The organism is Bacillus sp. FDAARGOS_1420 (assembly GCF_019344915.1).
Taxonomy (GTDB): domain Bacteria; phylum Bacillota; class Bacilli; order Bacillales; family Bacillaceae_G; genus Bacillus_A; species Bacillus_A mycoides.
Map to the genome: position 1 here is coordinate 1,197,128 of NZ_JAHWJB010000002.1, position 20,464 is coordinate 1,217,591.

Consider the following 20,464-nt stretch of genomic DNA (forward strand, 5'->3'; position numbering starts at 1 on the left):
AGATGAGTGAATTTTCGCTCATCTTTTATTTGTATAGGAGGAATTAGAGTTGTTAAAGGGAATCAATCATCTTTGTTTTTCAGTGTCCAATTTAGAAAACTCTATTACATTTTACGAGAAAGTATTGGAAGGAGAATTATTAGTCAAGGGGAGAAAACTTGCATATTTTAATATATGTGGAGTATGGATAGCGCTTAATGAAGAAACACATATTCCAAGAAAGGAGATTCATCAATCTTATACGCACCTCGCATTTTCTGTTGAACAAGAAGACTTTGAACGCTTACTGCAGCGATTAGAAGAAAATAAAGTTCATATTTTACAAGGAAGAGAGCGTGATGTGAGAGATTGTGAGTCTATATATTTTGTTGATCCTGATGGTCATAAATTTGAGTTTCATTCAGGGACGTTACAAGACCGTCTAAATTATTATAGAGATGAGAAACCTCATATGATATTTTACTAAGGGGGGAAGAAGTTGCATGCGCTTGTAATTGGTGGAACAGGAATGTTAAAGAAAGTTTCTATGTGGCTTTGTGATCAAGGATTTCGTGTGTCTGTTATTGGACGAGATGAAGTGAAATTAGAAAATGTTAAACAAGCTAGTTCCGCACCAAAAAATATTACATGTCTTCCTTTAGATTATCATAATAATGAAGATGTAAAGCTAGCTATTAAAAGTACAATTCAGAGAAATGGCCCAATTACATTAGTTGTTGCATGGATACACTCAAGTGCGAAGGATGCGTTATCACTCATTTGTAATGAGGTTGAATTGTCATCGGAAAAGTATAGTTTATTTCATATATTAGGTAGTAGTGCATCGCGTACGAAGTCACAAAAAATAGGTGGGACATTATGTAGTTATTATAGAATTATATTAGGGTTTATTTTAGAAGATACATATGCAAGATGGCTTACTCATGAAGAGATTGCTGACGGAGTTATAAAAGGAATTGAAAGTAAATGCACAGAATGGATTGTAGGGAGAGTAGAGCCGTGGGAATCGCGGCCGAAATGGTAAGGGGGCATGAAATGAAGACAACGGTATATGTAACAAGGCACGGTGAGACAGAATGGAATGTAGCAGGGCGGATGCAAGGACGGAAAAATTCAGCATTAACAGAGAATGGTATGATACAAGCGAAACAATTAGGGGAGCGTATGAAGGATTTACCACTCCATGCCATATATAGTAGTCCAAGCGAAAGAACGCTTCATACTGCCGAATTGATTAAAGGGGAACGCGATCTTCCAATTATAGAAGATGAACGTTTCTATGAAATAAACATGGGGATATGGGAAGGGCAAACAATTGCTGACTTGGAAATGCAATATCCAGAAGAAGTACATTTATTTTGGAATGAACCACATCTTTTTCAGTCAACATCAGGGGAAAACTTTGCGGCCGTTCATAAAAGAGTAATTGAAGGGATACACTTTCTTTTAGAAAAGCATAAAGGAGAAAATATTTTAATAGTTACTCATGCTGCAGCAGCGAAATTACTCGTAGGGCATTTTGCAGGTTTTGAAATTGAACATGTATGGGAAGAGCCATTTATGCATAGCGCGAGCCTTAGTGTGATTGAATTTGATGAAAACCGTGGTAAAGTAAAACAATTTGCAGATATAAGTCATTTTCAGTAAACGTAAAAAAGGTCGCAAAGCGACCTTTTTTGGTGGACATAAAAAACTAGCAATTACGTTTTTTATACCAGAAGTGATCGAATTTCTTGTTTTTGCAAGATGGGAACTTATGTCCGTCTCTGCAATCATTCCATTTGTGCCCGTCATCGTGACAGTCTTTACCATGATCACAATCATCATCGCAAGAGCTACCGTGTCCGTGAGGGAAGAATTCGCATTTTTTACAGAAACTTCGTTTTGTCCAGAAAAATTTCTTTTCAAAGCGTATGCATTTTGTAACGAAAGTACAATGCTTTCTGCGAGTACGTTTTGTAACTAAAACGCATTCTTTTCTACGCGTCACTTTTGTAACGAACGTCCATTTTTGAACGCGCACACGAGTGCATTTCGTAACAAACGTCCATTTTTTAACATGAGTACATTTTGTAACGAAAGTACAATGTTTTACGCGAGTACATCTTGTTCTTGGACATTTACGCCCTGTTGTACATTTACGCCCTGTTGTACATTTACACCCTGTTGTACATTTATGATGAGAGAATTTATCATCATCGCACTCAAAAGTACTTGGATCTTGGTGTAAGAAATCCTCCATACCAGCACTTTTGATTTCTTCAACAGCTTTTCTAATATCACGTTTCATAGAAATCCTCCTTATCGAGTGTTAAATTGAAAAGGTATTCTTTTTCCTTAACATGATATGAGATTCGACTTCTTTCTGAACAGGACAAGAGTGTAATTTTATATAAATAGATGATAGCGGATGTATGGACAAGACAAGGCGCATACATTGAATGAAGAGAACTGAGAAGGGATGAGAAAACATGCTGCCTTCATATGATTTTTTTGTTCATCCAATGTACTTAGTGGAATTGAAAAAGGACATTTGGTCAGATAGTCCAGTGCCAGCAAAATTAACTTATGGAAAAAAGAAGTATGACATTGATATCGTATACCGAGGGGCTCATATTCGCGAATTTGAGAAAAAGTCTTATCATGTTATGTTTTATAAACCGAAAAAATTTCAAGGCGCGAAAGAGTTTCATTTGAATTCTGAGTTTATGGATCCGTCTCTCATACGAAATAAATTATCTTTAGATTTTTTTCATGATATTGGTGTGCTTTCGCCAAAATCACAACATGTATTTATAAAAATTAATGGTCAAATTCAAGGTGTGTATTTACAGTTAGAATCAGTTGATGAAAACTTTTTGAAAAATAGAGGGTTACCGAGTGGTTCTATTTATTATGCGATAGATGATGATGCGAATTTTTCGTTAATGAGTGAGCGAGATAAAGATGTTAAGACAGAGCTCTTTGCGGGTTATGAATTTAAATATTCGAATAAAAATAGTGAAGAACAACTGAGTGAATTTGTATTTCAAGCGAATACTTTGTCGAGGGAAGATTATGAAAAAGAAATCGGGAAGTTTCTACATGTAGATAAATATTTACGATGGTTAGCTGGAGTTATTTTTACGCAAAACTTTGATGGTTTCGTTCATAACTATGCACTATATCATAACGATGAGACAAATTTATTTGAAGTGATACCGTGGGATTATGATGCGACTTGGGGGCGAGATGTACAAGGGAGACCACTTAATCATGAATATATTCGTATTCAAGGTTATAATACGTTAAGTGCAAGATTGTTAGATATACCTGTATTTAGAAAACAATACCGAAGTATTTTGGAAGAAATATTAGAAGAACAATTTACCGTTTCGTTTATGATGCCGAAAGTAGAAGGTTTGTGTGAATCGATTCGTCCATATTTACTACAAGATCCATATATGAAAGAAAAATTAGAAACATTTGATCAAGAAGCTGATATGATTGATGAATATATAAATAAAAGAAGGAAGTATATACAAGACCACTTACATGAATTGGATTAATTTTGAAAGAGATTGGAACATTATCAATCTCTTTTTTTGTATAATAAAGATGTATCAATTTAATTGACGTAATATTTACTTAATAAAGAATGGAGATGTGGAAACATGACGGTCAAGTGGATTGATTGGGTAAAACAAATACAATCTATAGCTCAAGCGGGTTTAACGTATTCTAAGGATGTATATGATATAGAGCGTTTTCAACAATTACGGGACATTTCAGTTTCAATGATGTCACATTATACAAAGACAGATTGGGAAGTAGTAGAGAATTTATTTGCAAGTGAGACAGGCTATCAAACACCTAAAGTTGATATACGGGCAGTTATTTTTCAAAATGAAAAACTATTATTTGTGAAAGAAAAAAGTGATAGGAAATGGGCATTGCCAGGTGGATGGGCTGATGTTGGTTATACGCCAACAGAAGTAGCAGCAAAAGAAGTTTTAGAGGAGACGGGCTATGAAGTGGATGATTTTAAGCTACTCGCTATATTTGATAAAGAAAAACATCAACCATCGCCTTCAGCAACACATGTATATAAAATTTTTATTGGCTGTAAGATTATTGGTGGCGAAAAGAAAACTAGTATTGAAACAGAAGATGTGGAGTTTTTTGATGAGAATGAATTGCCTAATTTATCAATTGCTAGAAATACAGAAGAGCAAATTAAAGAAATGTTTGCCTACATGAAAGACCCGCAGAAAGAAAAAATAATAGATTAATACTGCTAGAATTGTACATATTGTTAAAATGAAGATATTGGCAGATGCCAATCTTTATGTGATAATGGGATGGTATGTGAAGAAAAAGGAGATAGAAAAGAAAATGTTAGCAAGCATAATAGATCAGTTATTGCAATTCTTTGCAAGTCTAGGATACTTTGGAGTAGCACTAGCTTTAATGATTGAAATTATCCCGAGTGAAATTGTACTTTCGTATGCTGGATTTTTAGTAGCGGATGGTAAAATTAGTTTTGTCGGTGCAGTTATCGCCGGAACTATTGGTGGTACTTTAGCCCAAATCTTTTTATACTGGCTTGGATATTACGGAGGGCGTCCGGTTGTAGAGAAATATGGGAAATATCTACTTATTAATAAACACCATTTAGACATAGCGGAAGGTTGGTTTAAGCGTTACGGAGCAGGAGTAATCTTTTCTGCACGCTTTATCCCAGTAGTACGTCATGCAATCTCTATTCCAGCAGGATTAGCTAAAATGCCGTTAAAACTATTTACACTATATACAGTAGTTGCGATTATCCCATGGTCAATACTATTTATATACTTAGGTGAAAAGCTTGGTGGAAATTGGCGACACATTAAAGAGTATGCATCTGATTACACACATTACATAATTATAGGAGCTGTTCTCTTTGTTGCTCTATACTTCGGTTTAAAGTATTTAAAAAAGAAAAAAGCAGCGCGTTAAAGTCAATGATTTTTCATTGGCTTTTTTAATTGTTTGGGTTCTAAAAAAAAGGAGTTGTCCATAATGTGTAATAATAAAGCGTAGCGGGGGAATGTGATGAAAGGATTACCGTTTTTACGTGGAACGATATTTTTAACGATGGCAACGATGATATCTAAAATGTTAGGGTTTATATATGTTATACCATTTACAGCAATGGTGGGTACGAGTGGGTACGTATTATATACGTATGCATACCGTCCTTATACAATTATGCTTAGTATTGCAACGATGGGATTACCACTTGCCGTTTCAAAAATGGTTTCAAAATATGATCAACTCAATGATTATCACACTGTTAAGAGAGTGCTAAAGAGTGGTATCGTTTTTATGGTCATTATGGGCGTTATTTCTTGTTTAGCATTATATATGTTAGCACCACATTTAGCTAAACTTGTGATTGATGGAAATGATCAGTCGGGGAATAGTGTGGTAGCTGTCACGCACAATATTCAAATTGTAAGTTTTGCGTTAATACTCGTTCCTGTAATGAGCTTGTTACGTGGTTTCTTTCAAGGTTTTCAATCTATGGGACCTTCTGCGCTCAGTGTAGTTGTAGAGCAATTTTTTCGGGTCTTAACTATTTTGATAGGAAGCTTTGTCGTTTTATATGTTATAAAAGCTTCTGTTTCGTTGGCAGTTGGTATTTCAACGTTTGGAGCATTTATGGGAGCACTAGGTGGATTAAGTGTTTTAAGTGCGTATTATATGAGAAGGAGAAAACATTTAAAGAAAAAAGAGATTGCCAGTATACCACAAACGACGAAAACTTTTTTTTCGTTGTATAGAGAACTGTTTACATATTCTATTCCTTTCGTTGTAGTTGGATTAGCGATTCCGTTATATCAGACGATTGATACATTTACAATTAATAAACTACTTATACAAATAGGGTATATGCAAGGAGAAGCGGAGAAGATTAATGCGATAATTGGTCTTGTCCAGATGGTTGTACTTATCCCGGTTTCCGTTGCGACTGCTTTTAGTATGTCTCTCGTACCTGAGATGACAAAAGCCTATACAGCAGGGAATGTGAAGTTACTGTACAAACATTTTACGAGGACAAATTTATTAGTGGTAGGAATTACCGTACCGGCGGCGATTGGAATGATGATTTTAGCAAAACCAGTGTATACTCTTTTATTTGGTGCTGGAAATGATCCGGAGATGGGCAGTATTATTTTGCAGTACTATGCTCCTGCTTGTATACTATTCTCACTATTTACAGTAACCGCTGCCATGTTACAAGGAATTAATCAACAACAGAAAACAGTGCTAGGATTAGTAATCGGAATAACTGTGAAGATAGTTTTAAATATTGTATTGCTACCGTATTTTGATTATGTAAGTTTTATCATTTCAACATACGCTGGCTATACGATTTCGGTCGGCTTTAACTTGTGGATGCTTTCTAAATATGTTATAAAGGCAACATAAGCTTTTTTAAAGGCAGAGAACACTCTGTCTTTTTCTATGTTTACAAGATTTTTCTTAAAAAAACGTTTTCAAAATAATTTTTCTATTGAAATTTAATCGTTTGTTTCATATGCTGAAAATAGCGGTTCAAAAACTGTTGTTTAAGTGAGGTAGATTCCCACATGTAAAAAGAATCGGGGTGATAGTATGTTAAATATTTATTTAACAGACCGAAACGGAAAACTACAAGAGATTGAGGAAATGCAAAAGGGCTGCTGGATTAATGTACTTCATCCAACAGAAGAAGAAATTCAGTATCTAGTACAAACTTTAAATGTAGACTTAGATTTCATTAAAGATCCTTTGGATGATGAAGAACGTTCTCGTATTGAAAAGGAAGACAATAATACTTTAATTATCGTGGATATTCCGACAGTCAGACATGATGAAGAAGGAAATTCAATTTATGACACGATTCCAATAGGTATGATTGTAATGCCAGATTGTTTTGTTACTATTTGCTTAGAAGAAAATCCAATTTTTGAACGCTTTATTAATCAACGTATTAAAGAATTTTATACGTTTAAAAAGACGCGCTTCGCACTTCAGCTCTTATATACAATTTCTACTTATTATTTAAGATACTTAAAGCAAATTAATCGAAAAACAATCGATTTAGAGCACCAATTAAATAAGTCGATGAAAAATAAAGAAATTTTCACATTGCTCGGCCTTGAAAAAAGTTTAGTTTATTTTACAACATCATTAAAGGCAAATAAAATTGTAATTCAAAAATTAATGCGAAACAGTACATTTTTGAAAATGTATGAAGACGATCAAGATTTACTAGAAGATGTATTAATTGAAAATAAGCAGGCTATTGAAATGGCGGAAATATATAGTCACATTTTAAGTGGAATGATGAATACATTTAGTTCGGTTATTTCTAACAATTTAAATAGTGTTATGAAACTGTTGACTTCTATTACAATCATTTTATCATTACCAACGATGGTTTCTAGTTTCTTTGGAATGAACGTAAAGGTTCCGTTTGAAGGGGAAGCACATGGTTTTGTAATTGTACTTATAATATGTGTAACATTATCTTTCACTTTAGCATTTGTTTTTTGGAAGAAACGTTACTTTTAATGATAGGAAAGCTGCGCTAGCATAGTTATAAAACTGTGCTAGCGCAGCTTTTTTTGCTATGAAATCTCAATTTTGGAACAGAATATAACTTGTGAAATGTAATGTGTATGAAGGTTATGAATTCCATATAACTCTTGTTCAAATAATGAAATGGGGTTAAAATTACATATTGTTAATGAAAAGTTGGAGGAAATACATCATGGAATTTTTTCAATTACCGAAAGCATTCCTGCAAATGAATACAATCTTTATCTCAATATTAATCGAAGCACTTCCTTTTGTGCTAATTGGTGTATTTATTTCAGGATTCATTCAAATGTTTGTGACAGAAGATATGGTGGCAAAATGGATGCCTAAAAACCGATTTCTGTCTGTTTTATTAGCTACTTTTTTAGGTATGATGTTTCCTGGATGTGAATGTGGAATTGTTCCGATTGTAAGACGATTAATCGGAAAAGGGGTTCCACCGTATGCAGGAATTGCATTTATGTTAACTGGACCGATTATTAATCCAGTTGTATTATTTGCAACATATGTTGCTTTTGGAAGTAGTATGCACATGGTATGGTATCGTTCTATTGTAGCGATTATCGTAGCAATTATCGTTGGAATTATATTATCATTTATGTTTAAAGAACATCAATTAAGAGATGATCACTTCCCAGAAGTGAATCATAAGCGTCCGTTACGTACAAAAATGTGGGATGTATGTACACATGCTGTTGAGGAATTTTTCTCAATGGGAAAATACTTAGTGTTAGGAGCGTTAATTGCTGCTGCAGTTCAAACGTTTGTACAAACTTCAACATTGCTTGCTATTGGACAAGGTCCGTTTTCTTCATCAGCTGTAATGATGGGACTTGCTTTCATTTTATCACTTTGTTCAGAGGCGGATGCATTTATTGCTTCTTCGTTCCAAAGTACATTTTCAACAGCGTCACTTGTCGCGTTCCTCGTATATGGACCGATGGTGGATATTAAAAATATGTTTATGATGCTTGCGACATTTAAAACAAAATTTGTAATTGTTGTGACGGTTACAGTTACACTTGTTGTTTATGCAAGCTCACTACTCATTTATGCGATGGGGTGGTAGGTTATGTTTCGAGCATATATATTATTAGGTTTTACAATTTTAATTGGACAGCTTCATATTTCCGGTAATATTACGAAGTATATAAATATGAAGTACGCCTATTTATCAAAAACTGCAGCTATTATTTTAGGTTTCTTAACGATTGTACAAATTATTATCGTTTTCCAAAAAGAACATCAAAAAGAAAAAGAGAAACATGATTGTAGTTGTGATCATAGTCATTGCGGGCATGATCATTCGAAAGATGAGAATACATGGTGGAAAAAAGTGTTTTCTTACACGTTATTCTGTTTTCCAATCATTACAGGATTGTTTTTCCCAATTGCAACATTAGATTCCGATATTGTTAAGGCGAAGGGATTCCATTTTCCAGTAGCGCAAGCAGAAAGTAAAGATCCATTTATGACAAGGCAATTTCTAAGACCTGACACGAGCATTTATTACGGGAAAGAAGGATACCGTGGTGTAATGGAAAAAGGGAAGAAAGAGTTTGTTACGAAAGATAATATCACTTTAAAAGATGAAGATTTCTTAAAGGGTATGGAGACAATTTATAATTATCCTGGTGAATTTACTGGTAAAACCCTGTCTTATAAAGGATTTGTTTTCCGAGATGACTCTTCTAAAAAGGAACAATATTTCTTGTTCCGTTTCGGCATTATACATTGTGTTGCCGATTCGGGTGTATATGGTATGTTAGTTAAAAAACCAGAAGGTGTAGAGTGGAAAAATGATGATTGGATTCAGATAGAGGGAGAAATTTCAACTGAATTTTATCAGCCGTTTCATGCGAATATTCCAGTGTTAGAAGTAACGAAATGGAATAAAGTTGAACAGCCGAAAGAACAATATGTATTTAGAGGAGCCGATTGATAAAATCGGTTCTTTTTTGTGGACTAAAAGTTCTAAAAATTGTTAATATTAAACGTGTAGTTCATGAGGTGTAGTGTATATTGGGATATTAGAGATAAATAATTAAAGGGGTGATAACAATGACTGAAGTAAAGGGTAAAACAGCTAATGAATCAAGAGTGTTTAAAACGAGTCGAGTATTTCCAACGGATTTAAATGATCATAACACGCTATTTGGTGGAAAGATATTGGCGGAGATGGATATGGTTGCTTCAATTTCAGCAACGAGACACTCGAGAATGGAATGTGTCACAGCGTCTATGGATTGGGTAGATTTCTTACATCCAGTACGTTCTTCAGATTGTGTTAGTTATGAATCTTTCGTAATTTGGACGGGAAGAACTTCTATGGAGATATTTGTGAAAGTAGTAGCAGAAGATTTAATTTCAGGTAAAAAACGTGTAGCAGCAACTTCATTCGTTACTTTTGTTGCGCTTAGTAAGGAGAATAATCCAGTTCCTGTACCGCGTGTTGTCCCTGAGACAGAAGAGGAGAAAGAATTGCATCGAATTGCTGTGTCACGTGCAGAACAGCGCCATATTCGTAAGGCAGAGAGTAAGAAGGTAGCTACACTGCTAACTTTTTGATGTGAAATACTTTCCTAGTGGTACTATTTTGTAATAGGTTAGGAGATTTTTGAAATGAAAAGCGGACACCTAAAAATAGGTGTCCGCTTTTATAGTTTTTTCATCCCCATATCGTACTACAATAACTGCTTAGCAGAAGCAAGCAGCACCGACGATAATTAAGAGGATAAATAATACGACTAGTAGCGCAAATCCATTACCATGTGCGAAGCCCATTGTTATTTCCTCCTTTTATTTTAAGATACAACATACAATATGCAGATGAGCTCCTGTTTGATATGGACGTATATCATGCAATGACATATTTTTTGTATGATAATGTTTTAAAAAAGGAAAGATATAGGAATAACAGTAGTTAGAGAAAGGAACGTATCCATGAAGCACTTTTTAATTGTAATAATTTGTTTTATAGGTGTATTCATATGGATGAACGTTGATGTGGAAATGGGGAAGAAAATGGCTAGTGGATATGAATTAGAAAAAATCCGATCAGGGGATTTTCAAGTATATACGAACGGTGATGAGTTATATAGAAGCTTATTTGAGGATATAAATCGTGCAGAAAAGAATGTATATATTCATTTTTATATTGTAGGTAAAGATGAGGTAAGTAAAGAATTCTTACAGTTATTAGAGAAAAAAGCATCTAGCGGAGTAGATGTGAAATTGTCAGTAGACCGCATTGGCGGATATAAGCTTAAGAGAAAGATAATTAATCAATTAAAAGAAAAAGGCGTGAAGTTTACATTTAGTAAAAAACCTAAATTAAAAAACTTATTTTATTCTTTGCATCAACGTAATCATAGACGCATTGTTACTATAGATGGGAAAGTTTCGTACATTGGTGGCTTCAATATCGGAAAGGAATATCTTGGACAGGATCCTAAATTTGGTCCGTGGCGTGATTATCATGTACGCATCGAAGGGAATGGAGCTACTGATATGGAACGGAAGTTTGCGGAAGATTGGCAAGAAGATACGGGAGAAAAGTTTCCTATACATCAAGAGTTACCTGTACAAGGAAATGTAAAATATCAATACGTATTTTCGAATGGAAAAGGTTTATGGAAGGAGTATGGAGCGTTTTTAAAGAAGGCAAAACATTCTTTAATTATCGCTACACCATATTTTGTACCGAGTAAAGAAATGGTGAAGGGGCTGAAAGATGCATTAAATCGTGGTGTCCATGTAAAAATCCTCGTCCCATTTAAAAGTGATGCAGTATTGCTAAAACAGGCTGCCTATCCTTATCTGAAAGACATGTTAGATGCTGGAGCGGAGATTTATCAATATCGAAATGGATTTTTTCATGGGAAGGTAACAATCATCGATTAGGAAATGGTTGATATTGGTACAGCAAATTTTGATAATAGAAGTTTTTACTTAAATAGCGAATCTAACTGTTTCATATATGATAAGACAGTCGTTGCTGACGTCTGGAGTCGATTAAAAGAAGACTTTCATAAATCAAAACGATTTTCTGAAGAAGATTTTGAGAAAATTAGTAGATGGGATTGGTTTCTAGCAAGAATATCAAATGTTATCGCATCATATTTATAGTATAGAGATGAAATAGGAAGGGAGGCGCTTTAATGGATTGTATGAAAGAATTGATGACATATAGTTACACACTTATATATAAAGTTGGAGAATACACGAGCAAGGTTCGAGATGAAGAATTAAAAGATATTTTGCAGCATCATTTGCCGTATATGTTACAAGCATATAATGAACAAGTGAATTTTCAAGAAGGAGAAAATATACAACATATAACTTGTAAACAAATGTGGCCGGAATTTACTGAAATGGATAGGGAAACAGATAATGAGTATACAGGGGATACTGGGATTGCTATTTGTTATATTACACATTTGAAACGATTAGCATTAAAGTTTGCTCAAGTGGCAGTAGAAGTTGCGAACCCGGAGTTTCGTTCTTTTCTGGAAAATTGTTTTGTGAAAATGAATCGTTATGCTTATAGTGTTTGGCAATATGTTGTGAAGAAGGAATATAAGATTAAACATGTATATGAAAGTGAAAAATTTGCGTGAAAAGCTAAGGTGGAATGAAAGGCGCCTTAGTTTTTTTATGTCTAATTAGAATGGGAGGATTAAGGATTGGCTGTGTTATCCGAAAATTTACAAAAGTTTACTGTATCTTTACTATTTTTAAATCTTCCCTTTAAAAAAAAAGAGTAATATGGGATTGTACATATTCTATCAAAGGGAGGAAACGCAAATGAACAAATGGGTTAAGTCATTAACTGCTATGGCACTTGCAAGTTCTTTATTAATGGTAGGTTGTAGTAAAGATGGGGATAAAAAGAAAGAGGATGACACAACTTCGCAGCAAGATGAAAAGAAAGATAAAGAAACAAGCGGAACAGACAAGTCTTCTGATTCGAAAGAAAAGAAATAAATAATAGAGCTTCCTCACATAAACGAGGAAGCTTTTTTGTTGTATATTTGTATGTATTAGGGAAAAATAGAGAGAAAGAATTGAAGAGGGGATAATATATGAAAGTATGCATATTAGGAGCGACAGGTAGAGTAGGATCACAAATTATGAAATTGGCATTACAAGATTCATATGAAGTAACGGTATTAGTTCGTGATTTGAGTAAAGTGGAAATAGAGCATGAAAGGTTGCAAGTTATTAAGGGAAATGTATTAAGCGGAGATGATATAAAGGAAGCGATTAAAGGATGTGATATTGTAATTAGTGCTCTTGGAACTGATCGGAATGGGACGTTAGAGAAGAGTGTACCGATTATTATAAAGCAAATGGAAGAAGAGGGCATAAAGAAAATTGTTACAATAGGAACTGCTGGTATTTTACAAGCACGAACAAACCCAAGTATATATCGTTTCCAATCAAAAGAATCGAAAAGAAAAATGACAACAGCTGCGGAAGATCATTTAGCTGCTTATGAAGCGCTGAATAATAGTAAACTATGTTGGACTGTTGTTTGTCCGACGCATTTAATAGATGGTGATGTAACCGGTGTATATCGAACTGAACAAGATATGTTGCCAACAGATGGATCGAAAATCACAGTTGGTGATACAGCTCATTTTACATGGAGTTTACGTAATAAAAGCTTATACGAGAAAAGTCGAGTAGGTATTTCATATTAAAAAACCATCCCAAAATAGGGATGGCTAAAAAATGATATAGCATACAAAGATGATAATCATAATGATTTGGAGAATTGCTTTCGCTACTGTACTACTTAAAAAACCGACTACAGTTGCAATTCCGACTAAAAGGGCGTCTTTTGGCGCCTTTTTATGCATTAGTTCCGTAATAAATACAGATAAGAACGGTATGATAATAAGCCCGAATGGTGGGAAGAAGAACGATCCAACAATGATAGAAACCATACCAACACGTTCGCCCGATTTTGTACTACCGTATTTTTTTAGGAAGTATCCATTTGCAATAAAGTCAGCAACGAAAATGAAGAGTGTAAAAATGACTTGAATAATCCAAAAAGATGTCGTTAACTCTCCGCCATTTATTCCAAAATGATAAATGAAATAGCCAGCCCATACGGCAAGGATGCCAGGGATAATGGGGTATATAAAGGCAAGAAATGAAACAATGAAACAAGCAATGATACAAATTGTTAGTAAAACAGTCACTTTATAACTCCTTTGTAGTATCTAATTTATGTACAGCAATCTTTTTAATTTGATGCCCATCAAGTTCTAATGCTTTAAATTGAAAACCATCATATTCAACTGAATAGCCAGCTTCAATATTTAAATCAATTGCTTGAGAGAGAAGCCAACCACCAATTGTATCTAAGTCACTTTCATCGATATGTAGGCCAAACATATCATTTACTTCAGAAATGAGTACTTTCCCATCTAAAACAGTAAGCTTAGGAGTACGCTTTTCAATCATCGGTGATTCGTCTGCGTCAAATTCATCTTGAATTTCGCCGATAATTTCTTCAAGAATATCCTCCATCGTTAAAAGGCCAGCAGTTCCACCGTATTCATCCATAACAATCGCCATTTGTACGCGGTTCTTTTGGAGGTGTATTAACGTTTTACGAATGGGAACTGTTTCAAATACAGTTAAAACAGGATGTATGTAGGCATCAAGTGGTTTGTAAATGCCTTTTGTTTGATTATGAAAAATCTCTTTCGTATTTATCATTCCGATAATATCATCTTTATCCTTTTCAATAATAGGATAACGTGTATACTTTTCAGTTGCAACGATTTTCATATTTTCTTCTAACGTATTTTCAGTAGATAAACAAACCATTTCAGTTCTAGGTACCATAATTTCTTTAGCAACACGATCATCAAATTCAAAAATATTATTTACATATTTATATTCGGTTTGATTAATTTCGCCGCTTTTATAGCTTTCACCTAAAATGAGTCGTAGTTCTTCTTCGGAATGGGCAAGTTCATTTTCTTTCGCAGGCTCTAAACCGAGTAATTTTGTGAAAAATATAGCTGCACTATTGAGAAGCCAAATGAACGGATACATAATTTTATCAAATAAAATAAGCGGTTTTGCAAATTTTAATGTGATTGCTTCAGCTTTTTGGATTGCGAAAGACTTAGGAACTAACTCGCCTAATACAACATGGAAAAAAGTAATCACACTAAAAGCAATAATAAAGGATAACGTGTTAGCCATTGTTCCAGTAATATTGATTTTTTCAAATAGTGGTCGCAGTAAATGTTCCACAGTTGGTTCACCAAGCCAACCAAGTCCTAAAGAGGTGATAGTAATGCCAAGCTGACAAGCGGATAAATAAACGTCTAAGTTAGATAAAACGCTTCTTGCAGCTAATGCTTGTTTATTACCTTCATTAGCAAGCTGGTCAATTCGACTTTTTCGTACTTTTACGACAGCGAATTCTGAAGCAACGAAAAAACCAGAAATAAGGATAAGTATAAAGATGAGAAAAATATTTAATATGTCCAAGTGTGTTCTTTATTCCTAATTTGGAATAAAGATGTCACCTCCTGTAATTATGTTATACTTTTATAATAAATCCAAATGAAAAGATTAGTCAAAGAAAATGGGTAAATAATGGTAGGTTTCTATAGTAGTTTTTTTAATTTGCTGTTATTTTGTCCTCTATATAATAGGAATAACCGTCTACTTTTAATTTAAGTAGACGGTTATTCTATGTTATGGTTTCGAAATACTTCTAGTTAAAGTATACGTGTTTTGTTTAGAGTGGTTTGTTGTCCATAAAGCTTGGAGAAACGATAAGATGCTATATGGAATATAAAGTAGTAATAAACCAATTGTGACAACTATAGGTGCATTTCTACCAAATTGGACGATAAATTGTAATAGTCCGTTTGTATGAAAAATACATTCCATAAAAACGAATGAAAGAATAATGGAACTCAAAATAGATTTATGATTGGAAGTAAGCGCAATAAATAACGTATCAACAAGGAAAGATGAATTTTTTATTTCGTATTCATTAGTAGTATTTAAGAACGGTAGCCATTTTTTAATTGCTTGCATAACGATTATCATAGAAGTGCTACATACGATGATAAAAGAAGAGAAGAAAGGAAACTTTATGAATTTAGATATGTAGAGAAGTGATAATAGGACTGAACATTGTAATATCACAGTGCCAAAAGAATACGGTATCCAGCGAAATAAAGAACTACACTTTTTTAATGAGTTTGGTGCTTTTAAAAATAGATGGCCAATTCCTAGACTTATAAAGAAACCGATTACAAGAGTGAATGTGAAACGAACGATTGATAAAAAATATATTTCCCATATGTAGGGGAACAGTGGTGACGAATGGTTAGAGGTATGTAGTATATTTTGTGTATGTACAAGCTGACTTGCTGAGAAAAGGATAGGCTCATGCATCCAATCAATTGTTGGAATTGAAATGGAAGAAGGCTGTGCTAAATTATGAAAAATGCTTACAAATCCAGTTAAGTAGGAGTAATTATGTGTAATGAATAATGCTGGAAGGGGACTTATGACAAAAATAATCAAAACACCGGCTATAAATTTACATATATGTGAGCGCAATAAGGACATACAATCACCTACTCTTATAATATTCAGAAAATTCTTATTCTTATTTTAGCTTTTTTCAGAGGAAGTTACAATATATTTTTCTTTACGTATTGGTATATGGATAGTTTTAAATTATTTTTAGAAATTTATTTTATGTGTGGGATATAAAGCAGGAGAGGGTATATAACAGCATCCATACAAAAAACGTGAACAGTTTAGCATTTTCACGTTTTTTGTATGGGATGAATGAAAAGAAATGTAGGTAAATGTCGAAAGGATTAAATTGATTTTTCAAATTGGAAAGTGATACCATAAAGTTAAACAGTGTTTAAATCATTGTTTAATCGATAAATTCTAGAGGGGGAGATAAGTTGGGGGGAAATGAAAACATATCAACGAAAGAAAAGATTTTAAATACAACCTTGGAGTTAATTAAAAACGAAGGTTTTGAAAGGGTAACGATAAGGAAAATTGCATCATTGTCAGATGTAAATATTGCGCTTGTAAATTACCATTTTGGTTCAAAAGAAAAGTTGATTAGTGAGGCGATTAAAGTTTTGTTAATTAGCTTCCAAGGCACTTTTTCTATTTTAGATGATATTACAGTACCAGCGAAAGAAAGATTAAAAATATTTTTATTTGATTATGTACTAGTAATCCGGCAATATCCTGAGTTAGTCAGGAAGATTATTGCAATGGGAACTACGGTATTTACATCTCAATACGAATATGGAGATTTTTTGAAGAGGCTAGGTTTTAGTAAAGTGAAGAATATTTTGAGCGAAATAACAAATGAAACGGATCAGGAAATTTTAATGATGATGACAGTGCAAATATTTGGATCCATTTTTCTTCCAGCATTAATGATGCCAATTCTTGAATCAGGGGCAGATATAAGAGTACTGCCTATAGAAAAACAGATTGATTTCCTATTTGAACGCTATTTTTATAAAAATTGAGATAGTGGGTGATAGCGATGGTTAGTTTCTTTAGAAAGCATTGGTATGATATAGGGTTAGTTGTGGCTATTGTTGTCGTTGTTTGTTTAGTCGCGAATTTGGGAGAAATAAGTGAAATAAAAGTACTGTTAGCGTTAAGTTTTGTAGCCATTTTAGTGCATCAATTTGAAGAGTATCGTTGGCCAGGTTATTTCGCTGGTCTGTTCAATGTAGTTATATTTAAAAGTGATATACCAGATCGCTATCCATTAAATACGCAATCTGCTATGGTAATAAATATTTTGATTGCGTATGTTTTTTATTTACTTCCGGTTTTCTTTCAAAATATAATATGGCTTGGGATGGCACCTATTTTAATGGGGTTTTTTCAATTCATATGGCATGGTATTTTTGCGAATATAAAAGCTAAAACAATATACAATCCGGGATTAGGTGCGGTTGTATTACTACATGTTCCGATTGGTTATGCATATATGAGATATGTTCTTTTACACAATCTAGCTACAAATTTGGATTGGATATTAGGGCTGATCTATTTTCTAGTAGCAACCTATTTTTTAATTATAAAAGGAAATATGTTAATGAAAAGTAAGGAGACAAATCATTGTTTTTCTAAAAAGCAATTAGGTCCGTACAATGATGCAGTAAAGTGATCCAGAATTCAGAAGGGATTTTTGATGCTGAAGAGAGTACAAGTGAATGATTCATGAATAAATTATGACGGAAAAATGAATAATTTTCAGAAAAATAAAATAATATATTTATTTTTTTCTGAAAATATAATATAGTTATGGCACAGAAAGTATTTTAACATAAGGAGGCTGTTTATGAGGATTAAAGGAAATTATGTGCCGAAAAGGGAAGTGTTATTTTGCTCAAGTTCAATTACGATAGGGGAAGCACTGGAGCATTTAAATAAAACTGGGTATCGTTGTGTACCAGTTTTAGATGAAAAAAAAGAGAAATACTTAGGGAATATATATAAAGTAGATATTTTAGAATATAAAGGTTCACTTGAAGAGAGTGTAGTACAAATATTAAATGATAAAGAAGGATATGTGAGAGAAGATTCTTCGTTCTTTAAAGTATTTTTTACAATAAAAAAATTACCTTATTTATCAGTAGTTGATGAAAAAGGAGTTTTCCTGGGGATTTTAACGCATAAAAAAGTTTTTGAGTTATTAGAAGATGCATGGGGAGTCCATTCTAGTAAATATTCTGTCATGATTGGAACACAAGATTATAATGGGGCCATTCAAAAATTATCGACAGTGCTAAAGAAATACACTGGTATTCAAAGCTTAATGACTTTTGATAATGATGCTTTATTAGTACGTAGAATAATGTTTACATTGGGAGAAGAGTTTGAAGATAGTGAATTAGAAACATTGCTAAAGGATTTAGAAGATCATGGATTTAGAGTTGTGTATGTTGAAGAGATGAATAATCCACGTGAAGTTGAAACGATAGACTAACAAGTAAAAGCCATCTTATTTTTTGATGGCTTTTACTTTCTTTCGTATAAAAATATTCAAATATAATAAAATGTAAAAATCGTAAATTTCTAAAAAAATTTGTGTAATAAAATAAATAAAGGAGGTATGTGTGGATAATTTTGATTTTCAAAAAATTCTATTTAAAAATATGTTTTTATTTTTCAGCCAAATATGTTACTATATGTGTGATAAAAACAAAGAGGTCTGACAACTAAACTCCACGTTATAACACTCTAATGACTTGAATATTCAAAAAAATCAAAAATTAATAATTAGAGTAAGAATAAGGGGAATGGAGAAATTATGGAGAAAGACATTGCTTTGTAAGGGGCATATTTTATCATCTTGAGCAGAGAGGAGGATGCATAGCATATTGTGAAAAGAGAGATAAACAATGAAAAAGTGCTATGCAAATGAAAAGCATGAAGGGACGTTTAAGGCCAGGTGATACGGTAGCGATTGGTTTAATGTTATTTGCACTATTTTTAGGGGCAGGAAATTTAATTTTCCCGCCAGTTTTAGGTCAACAAGCAGGAGAAAATGTTTGGATTGCTACAATTGGATTCCTTGTAACGGGAGTCGGATTACCCCTATTAGCTGTAACAGCTGTCGCGTTTGTAGAGGGGGACTTGAAAGCGCTATCTTCTAGAGTTCACCCTATATTTGCGTTTATTTTCCCATTGATTAGTTATTTAGCGATTGGACCATTTTTCGCGATTCCGCGTACTGGAGCTGTTTCATTTGAAATGGGTATGAAGCCATTTCTATCAGAGACAATGGTTTCTGAGTGGTACATGCTATTTCTTTTCACTATAGTTTTCTTCGGAATAACGTGGTATTTATCATTAAATCCATCTAAATTAGTGGATTGGTTCGGGAAATTTCTTACACCATTGTTAGTATTGATTGTTGCTGTTATTGTCGGAAAGGCAATTATTGATCCGATTGGAGAACCAGCTGCGCCGCTAGCGGCATACAAAGAAAATGCTTTCTTTGGTGGATTTATTCAAGGATATTTAACGATGGATGCAATTAGCGCACTCGTATTTGGAATTGTCGTTGTACAAGTTATCCGCTCTAAAGGAATAAAAGAGAGTAGTCAAGTTGCAAAAATAACAATTGTATCAGGTATTATTGCTGTACTTGGTTTAACGTTAATCTATTTATCACTTGCTTATCTTGGTTCAACAAGTACATCACTTGGGATCTCAGAGAATGGTGGACTTATTTTAACGAATGTTGTAAATGAGTTATATGGAACAAGTGGTAAAATTTTATTAGGACTTGTTATTATACTCGCTTGTTTAACAACTTCTGTTGGATTAACATCTGCTTGTGCGGGCTTCTTTACAAACGTATTCCCAAAACTTTCGCATAAAACGATTGTAACAATGGTATGTGTGTTTAGTTTAATTGTATCTAACTTAGGTTTAACACAATTAATCGCAGTCACTTTACCTGTGTTAATGATTATTTATCCAGTTGCAATTGTATTAATCGTACTTTCATATTTCCATAAATGGATTGGAAAGCGAAATACAATTTATATTGGTGCAATATTAGGTGCATTGTCAATTAGTTTATTTAATGGCTTAGAAAGTGCGAATATTAAAATTGACGCAATTTCTAATGTTCTACAAATGTTACCATTATATAAAGAAGGAATAGGATGGTTAATCCCATCATGTATTGGCGGGATTCTCGGGTTCTTCTTCTATAAATCAAATGAATTAAGTGAATTACAAAAGAAAGGTGCTTAGGCGCCTTTCTTTTTTTAAAAGGGGATTTTTGTATTTTGTCTAA

General features: G+C 33.6%; 23 protein-coding genes and 1 pseudogene. 19 read left to right on the plus strand and 5 right to left on the minus strand.

Features of this window, described 5'->3' with window-relative positions:
* Window positions 1–49 precede the first annotated feature (49 nt).
* The 3 genes from fosB to I6L50_RS16475 are packed head-to-tail and all read left to right on the plus strand — an operon-like array spanning window position 50 to window position 1,647.
* Window positions 50–466 (plus strand): FosBx1 family fosfomycin resistance bacillithiol transferase, encoded by a 417-nt coding sequence (gene fosB, locus I6L50_RS16465; protein WP_219302072.1) that lies wholly within the window; start codon window positions 50–52, stop codon window positions 464–466.
* A gap of 12 nt (window positions 467–478) precedes the next feature.
* Window positions 479–1,024, plus strand: a complete 546-nt coding sequence (locus I6L50_RS16470) for a short-chain dehydrogenase (RefSeq protein ID WP_219302073.1) — start codon at window positions 479–481, stop codon at window positions 1,022–1,024.
* Between the two features lie 11 nt (window positions 1,025–1,035).
* Window positions 1,036–1,647 (plus strand): phosphoserine phosphatase 1, encoded by a 612-nt coding sequence (locus I6L50_RS16475; RefSeq protein ID WP_002012438.1) that lies wholly within the window; start codon window positions 1,036–1,038, stop codon window positions 1,645–1,647.
* Window positions 1,648–1,693: 46 nt separating this feature from the next.
* On the opposite strand, the gene exsB is transcribed toward I6L50_RS16475, so the two are convergent.
* The gene (gene exsB / locus I6L50_RS16480; protein WP_002193076.1) at window positions 1,694–2,290 is read right to left on the minus strand and encodes an exosporium protein ExsB; all 597 of its coding nucleotides are present in this window, start codon (window positions 2,288–2,290) and stop codon (window positions 1,694–1,696) included.
* 181 nt (window positions 2,291–2,471) lie between these two features.
* On the opposite strand from exsB, the gene cotH reads away from it, so the two are divergent.
* The 8 genes from cotH to I6L50_RS16520 all read left to right on the plus strand — a co-directional run bounded on the left by cotH (window position 2,472) and on the right by I6L50_RS16520 (window position 10,176).
* On the plus strand, window positions 2,472–3,548 hold the full coding sequence (gene cotH / locus I6L50_RS16485; protein ID WP_000937998.1) for a spore coat protein CotH: 1,077 nt from the start codon (window positions 2,472–2,474) through the stop codon (window positions 3,546–3,548).
* Window positions 3,549–3,653: 105 nt separating this feature from the next.
* On the plus strand, window positions 3,654–4,271 hold the full coding sequence (locus I6L50_RS16490; protein WP_113938285.1) for an NUDIX hydrolase N-terminal domain-containing protein: 618 nt from the start codon (window positions 3,654–3,656) through the stop codon (window positions 4,269–4,271).
* Between the two features lie 103 nt (window positions 4,272–4,374).
* Window positions 4,375–4,977: an undecaprenyl phosphate transporter UptA gene (gene uptA / locus I6L50_RS16495; protein WP_000881203.1), complete on the plus strand. Its 603-nt coding sequence runs from the start codon at window positions 4,375–4,377 to the stop codon at window positions 4,975–4,977.
* 96 nt (window positions 4,978–5,073) lie between these two features.
* The gene (locus I6L50_RS16500; protein ID WP_219302074.1) at window positions 5,074–6,453 is read left to right on the plus strand and encodes a putative polysaccharide biosynthesis protein; all 1,380 of its coding nucleotides are present in this window, start codon (window positions 5,074–5,076) and stop codon (window positions 6,451–6,453) included.
* A 186-nt stretch (window positions 6,454–6,639) separates the two neighbouring features.
* Window positions 6,640–7,581: a magnesium transporter CorA family protein gene (locus I6L50_RS16505; RefSeq protein WP_000932386.1), complete on the plus strand. Its 942-nt coding sequence runs from the start codon at window positions 6,640–6,642 to the stop codon at window positions 7,579–7,581.
* 199 nt (window positions 7,582–7,780) lie between these two features.
* Entirely contained in the window at window positions 7,781–8,677 is an 897-nt protein-coding gene (locus I6L50_RS16510) for a permease (RefSeq protein ID WP_219302075.1), read from the plus strand.
* 3 nt (window positions 8,678–8,680) lie between these two features.
* Window positions 8,681–9,550: a TIGR03943 family putative permease subunit gene (locus I6L50_RS16515; protein WP_002012447.1), complete on the plus strand. Its 870-nt coding sequence runs from the start codon at window positions 8,681–8,683 to the stop codon at window positions 9,548–9,550.
* A 119-nt stretch (window positions 9,551–9,669) separates the two neighbouring features.
* On the plus strand, window positions 9,670–10,176 hold the full coding sequence (locus tag I6L50_RS16520; RefSeq protein ID WP_219302076.1) for an acyl-CoA thioesterase: 507 nt from the start codon (window positions 9,670–9,672) through the stop codon (window positions 10,174–10,176).
* Between the two features lie 129 nt (window positions 10,177–10,305).
* Here I6L50_RS16520 and I6L50_RS16525 read toward each other — a convergent pair whose 3' ends face one another.
* On the minus strand, window positions 10,306–10,392 hold the full coding sequence (locus I6L50_RS16525) for a YjcZ family sporulation protein (RefSeq protein WP_000505094.1): 87 nt from the start codon (window positions 10,390–10,392) through the stop codon (window positions 10,306–10,308).
* A gap of 159 nt (window positions 10,393–10,551) precedes the next feature.
* Between I6L50_RS16525 and cls the strand changes: the two are divergent.
* The 4 genes and pseudogenes from cls to I6L50_RS16545 all read left to right on the plus strand — a co-directional run bounded on the left by cls (window position 10,552) and on the right by I6L50_RS16545 (window position 13,313).
* A pseudogene (gene cls / locus I6L50_RS16530) lies at window positions 10,552–11,736 on the plus strand (cardiolipin synthase).
* Between the two features lie 32 nt (window positions 11,737–11,768).
* Window positions 11,769–12,227, plus strand: a complete 459-nt coding sequence (locus I6L50_RS16535) for a spore coat protein (protein ID WP_113938290.1) — start codon at window positions 11,769–11,771, stop codon at window positions 12,225–12,227.
* Between the two features lie 187 nt (window positions 12,228–12,414).
* Window positions 12,415–12,594, plus strand: coding sequence for a hypothetical protein (locus I6L50_RS16540; protein WP_002065008.1), 180 nt, complete (start codon window positions 12,415–12,417; stop codon window positions 12,592–12,594).
* 98 nt (window positions 12,595–12,692) lie between these two features.
* Window positions 12,693–13,313 carry an NAD(P)-dependent oxidoreductase gene (locus I6L50_RS16545; RefSeq protein ID WP_219302077.1) on the plus strand — a complete coding sequence of 207 codons (621 nt, stop codon included), beginning with the start codon at window positions 12,693–12,695 and terminating at the stop codon, window positions 13,311–13,313.
* Between the two features lie 24 nt (window positions 13,314–13,337).
* Here I6L50_RS16545 and I6L50_RS16550 read toward each other — a convergent pair whose 3' ends face one another.
* From I6L50_RS16550 to I6L50_RS16560, 3 genes are all read right to left on the minus strand, one after another.
* Complete coding sequence (locus I6L50_RS16550; protein WP_000217328.1) at window positions 13,338–13,820, minus strand: DUF456 domain-containing protein; 483 nt, start codon at window positions 13,818–13,820, stop codon at window positions 13,338–13,340.
* A 1-nt stretch (window position 13,821) separates the two neighbouring features.
* Window positions 13,822–15,129 carry a hemolysin family protein gene (locus I6L50_RS16555; protein ID WP_113938292.1) on the minus strand — a complete coding sequence of 436 codons (1,308 nt, stop codon included), beginning with the start codon at window positions 15,127–15,129 and terminating at the stop codon, window positions 13,822–13,824.
* Between the two features lie 210 nt (window positions 15,130–15,339).
* Window positions 15,340–16,227, minus strand: coding sequence for a hypothetical protein (locus I6L50_RS16560; RefSeq protein ID WP_113938293.1), 888 nt, complete (start codon window positions 16,225–16,227; stop codon window positions 15,340–15,342).
* Between the two features lie 350 nt (window positions 16,228–16,577).
* On the opposite strand from I6L50_RS16560, the gene I6L50_RS16565 reads away from it, so the two are divergent.
* The 4 genes from I6L50_RS16565 to brnQ4 all read left to right on the plus strand — a co-directional run bounded on the left by I6L50_RS16565 (window position 16,578) and on the right by brnQ4 (window position 20,421).
* Window positions 16,578–17,165 carry a TetR/AcrR family transcriptional regulator gene (locus I6L50_RS16565; protein ID WP_219302078.1) on the plus strand — a complete coding sequence of 196 codons (588 nt, stop codon included), beginning with the start codon at window positions 16,578–16,580 and terminating at the stop codon, window positions 17,163–17,165.
* Window positions 17,166–17,173: 8 nt separating this feature from the next.
* Window positions 17,174–17,818, plus strand: a complete 645-nt coding sequence (locus I6L50_RS16570) for an HXXEE domain-containing protein (RefSeq protein WP_113938294.1) — start codon at window positions 17,174–17,176, stop codon at window positions 17,816–17,818.
* Between the two features lie 174 nt (window positions 17,819–17,992).
* Window positions 17,993–18,640: a cyclic di-AMP binding protein CbpA gene (cbpA, locus tag I6L50_RS16575; RefSeq protein ID WP_002012458.1), complete on the plus strand. Its 648-nt coding sequence runs from the start codon at window positions 17,993–17,995 to the stop codon at window positions 18,638–18,640.
* A gap of 443 nt (window positions 18,641–19,083) precedes the next feature.
* The gene (gene brnQ4 / locus I6L50_RS16580; protein WP_395923305.1) at window positions 19,084–20,421 is read left to right on the plus strand and encodes a branched-chain amino acid transport system II carrier protein BrnQ4; all 1,338 of its coding nucleotides are present in this window, start codon (window positions 19,084–19,086) and stop codon (window positions 20,419–20,421) included.
* The last annotated feature ends 43 nt before the right edge of the window (window positions 20,422–20,464 follow it).

What these genes read in the sequence shown, in the direction of transcription:
- I6L50_RS16515 (WP_002012447.1), top strand. Translation starts at nt 8,681, where the DNA reads ATGTTTCGAGCATATATATTATTAGGTTTTACAATTTTAATTGGACAG.
- brnQ4 (WP_395923305.1), top strand. Translation starts at nt 19,084, where the DNA reads ATGAAGGGACGTTTAAGGCCAGGTGATACGGTAGCGATTGGTTTAATG.
- cotH (WP_000937998.1), top strand. Translation starts at nt 2,472, where the DNA reads ATGCTGCCTTCATATGATTTTTTTGTTCATCCAATGTACTTAGTGGAA.
- I6L50_RS16475 (WP_002012438.1), top strand. Translation starts at nt 1,036, where the DNA reads ATGAAGACAACGGTATATGTAACAAGGCACGGTGAGACAGAATGGAAT.
- I6L50_RS16500 (WP_219302074.1), top strand. Translation starts at nt 5,074, where the DNA reads ATGAAAGGATTACCGTTTTTACGTGGAACGATATTTTTAACGATGGCA.
- I6L50_RS16525 (WP_000505094.1), bottom strand. Translation starts at nt 10,392, where the DNA reads ATGGGCTTCGCACATGGTAATGGATTTGCGCTACTAGTCGTATTATTT.
- I6L50_RS16560 (WP_113938293.1), bottom strand. Translation starts at nt 16,227, where the DNA reads ATGTCCTTATTGCGCTCACATATATGTAAATTTATAGCCGGTGTTTTG.
- I6L50_RS16490 (WP_113938285.1), top strand. Translation starts at nt 3,654, where the DNA reads ATGACGGTCAAGTGGATTGATTGGGTAAAACAAATACAATCTATAGCT.
- I6L50_RS16505 (WP_000932386.1), top strand. Translation starts at nt 6,640, where the DNA reads ATGTTAAATATTTATTTAACAGACCGAAACGGAAAACTACAAGAGATT.
- exsB (WP_002193076.1), bottom strand. Translation starts at nt 2,290, where the DNA reads ATGAAACGTGATATTAGAAAAGCTGTTGAAGAAATCAAAAGTGCTGGT.
- I6L50_RS16545 (WP_219302077.1), top strand. Translation starts at nt 12,693, where the DNA reads ATGAAAGTATGCATATTAGGAGCGACAGGTAGAGTAGGATCACAAATT.
- cbpA (WP_002012458.1), top strand. Translation starts at nt 17,993, where the DNA reads ATGAGGATTAAAGGAAATTATGTGCCGAAAAGGGAAGTGTTATTTTGC.
- uptA (WP_000881203.1), top strand. Translation starts at nt 4,375, where the DNA reads ATGTTAGCAAGCATAATAGATCAGTTATTGCAATTCTTTGCAAGTCTA.
- I6L50_RS16510 (WP_219302075.1), top strand. Translation starts at nt 7,781, where the DNA reads ATGGAATTTTTTCAATTACCGAAAGCATTCCTGCAAATGAATACAATC.
- I6L50_RS16540 (WP_002065008.1), top strand. Translation starts at nt 12,415, where the DNA reads ATGAACAAATGGGTTAAGTCATTAACTGCTATGGCACTTGCAAGTTCT.
- I6L50_RS16535 (WP_113938290.1), top strand. Translation starts at nt 11,769, where the DNA reads ATGGATTGTATGAAAGAATTGATGACATATAGTTACACACTTATATAT.
- I6L50_RS16520 (WP_219302076.1), top strand. Translation starts at nt 9,670, where the DNA reads ATGACTGAAGTAAAGGGTAAAACAGCTAATGAATCAAGAGTGTTTAAA.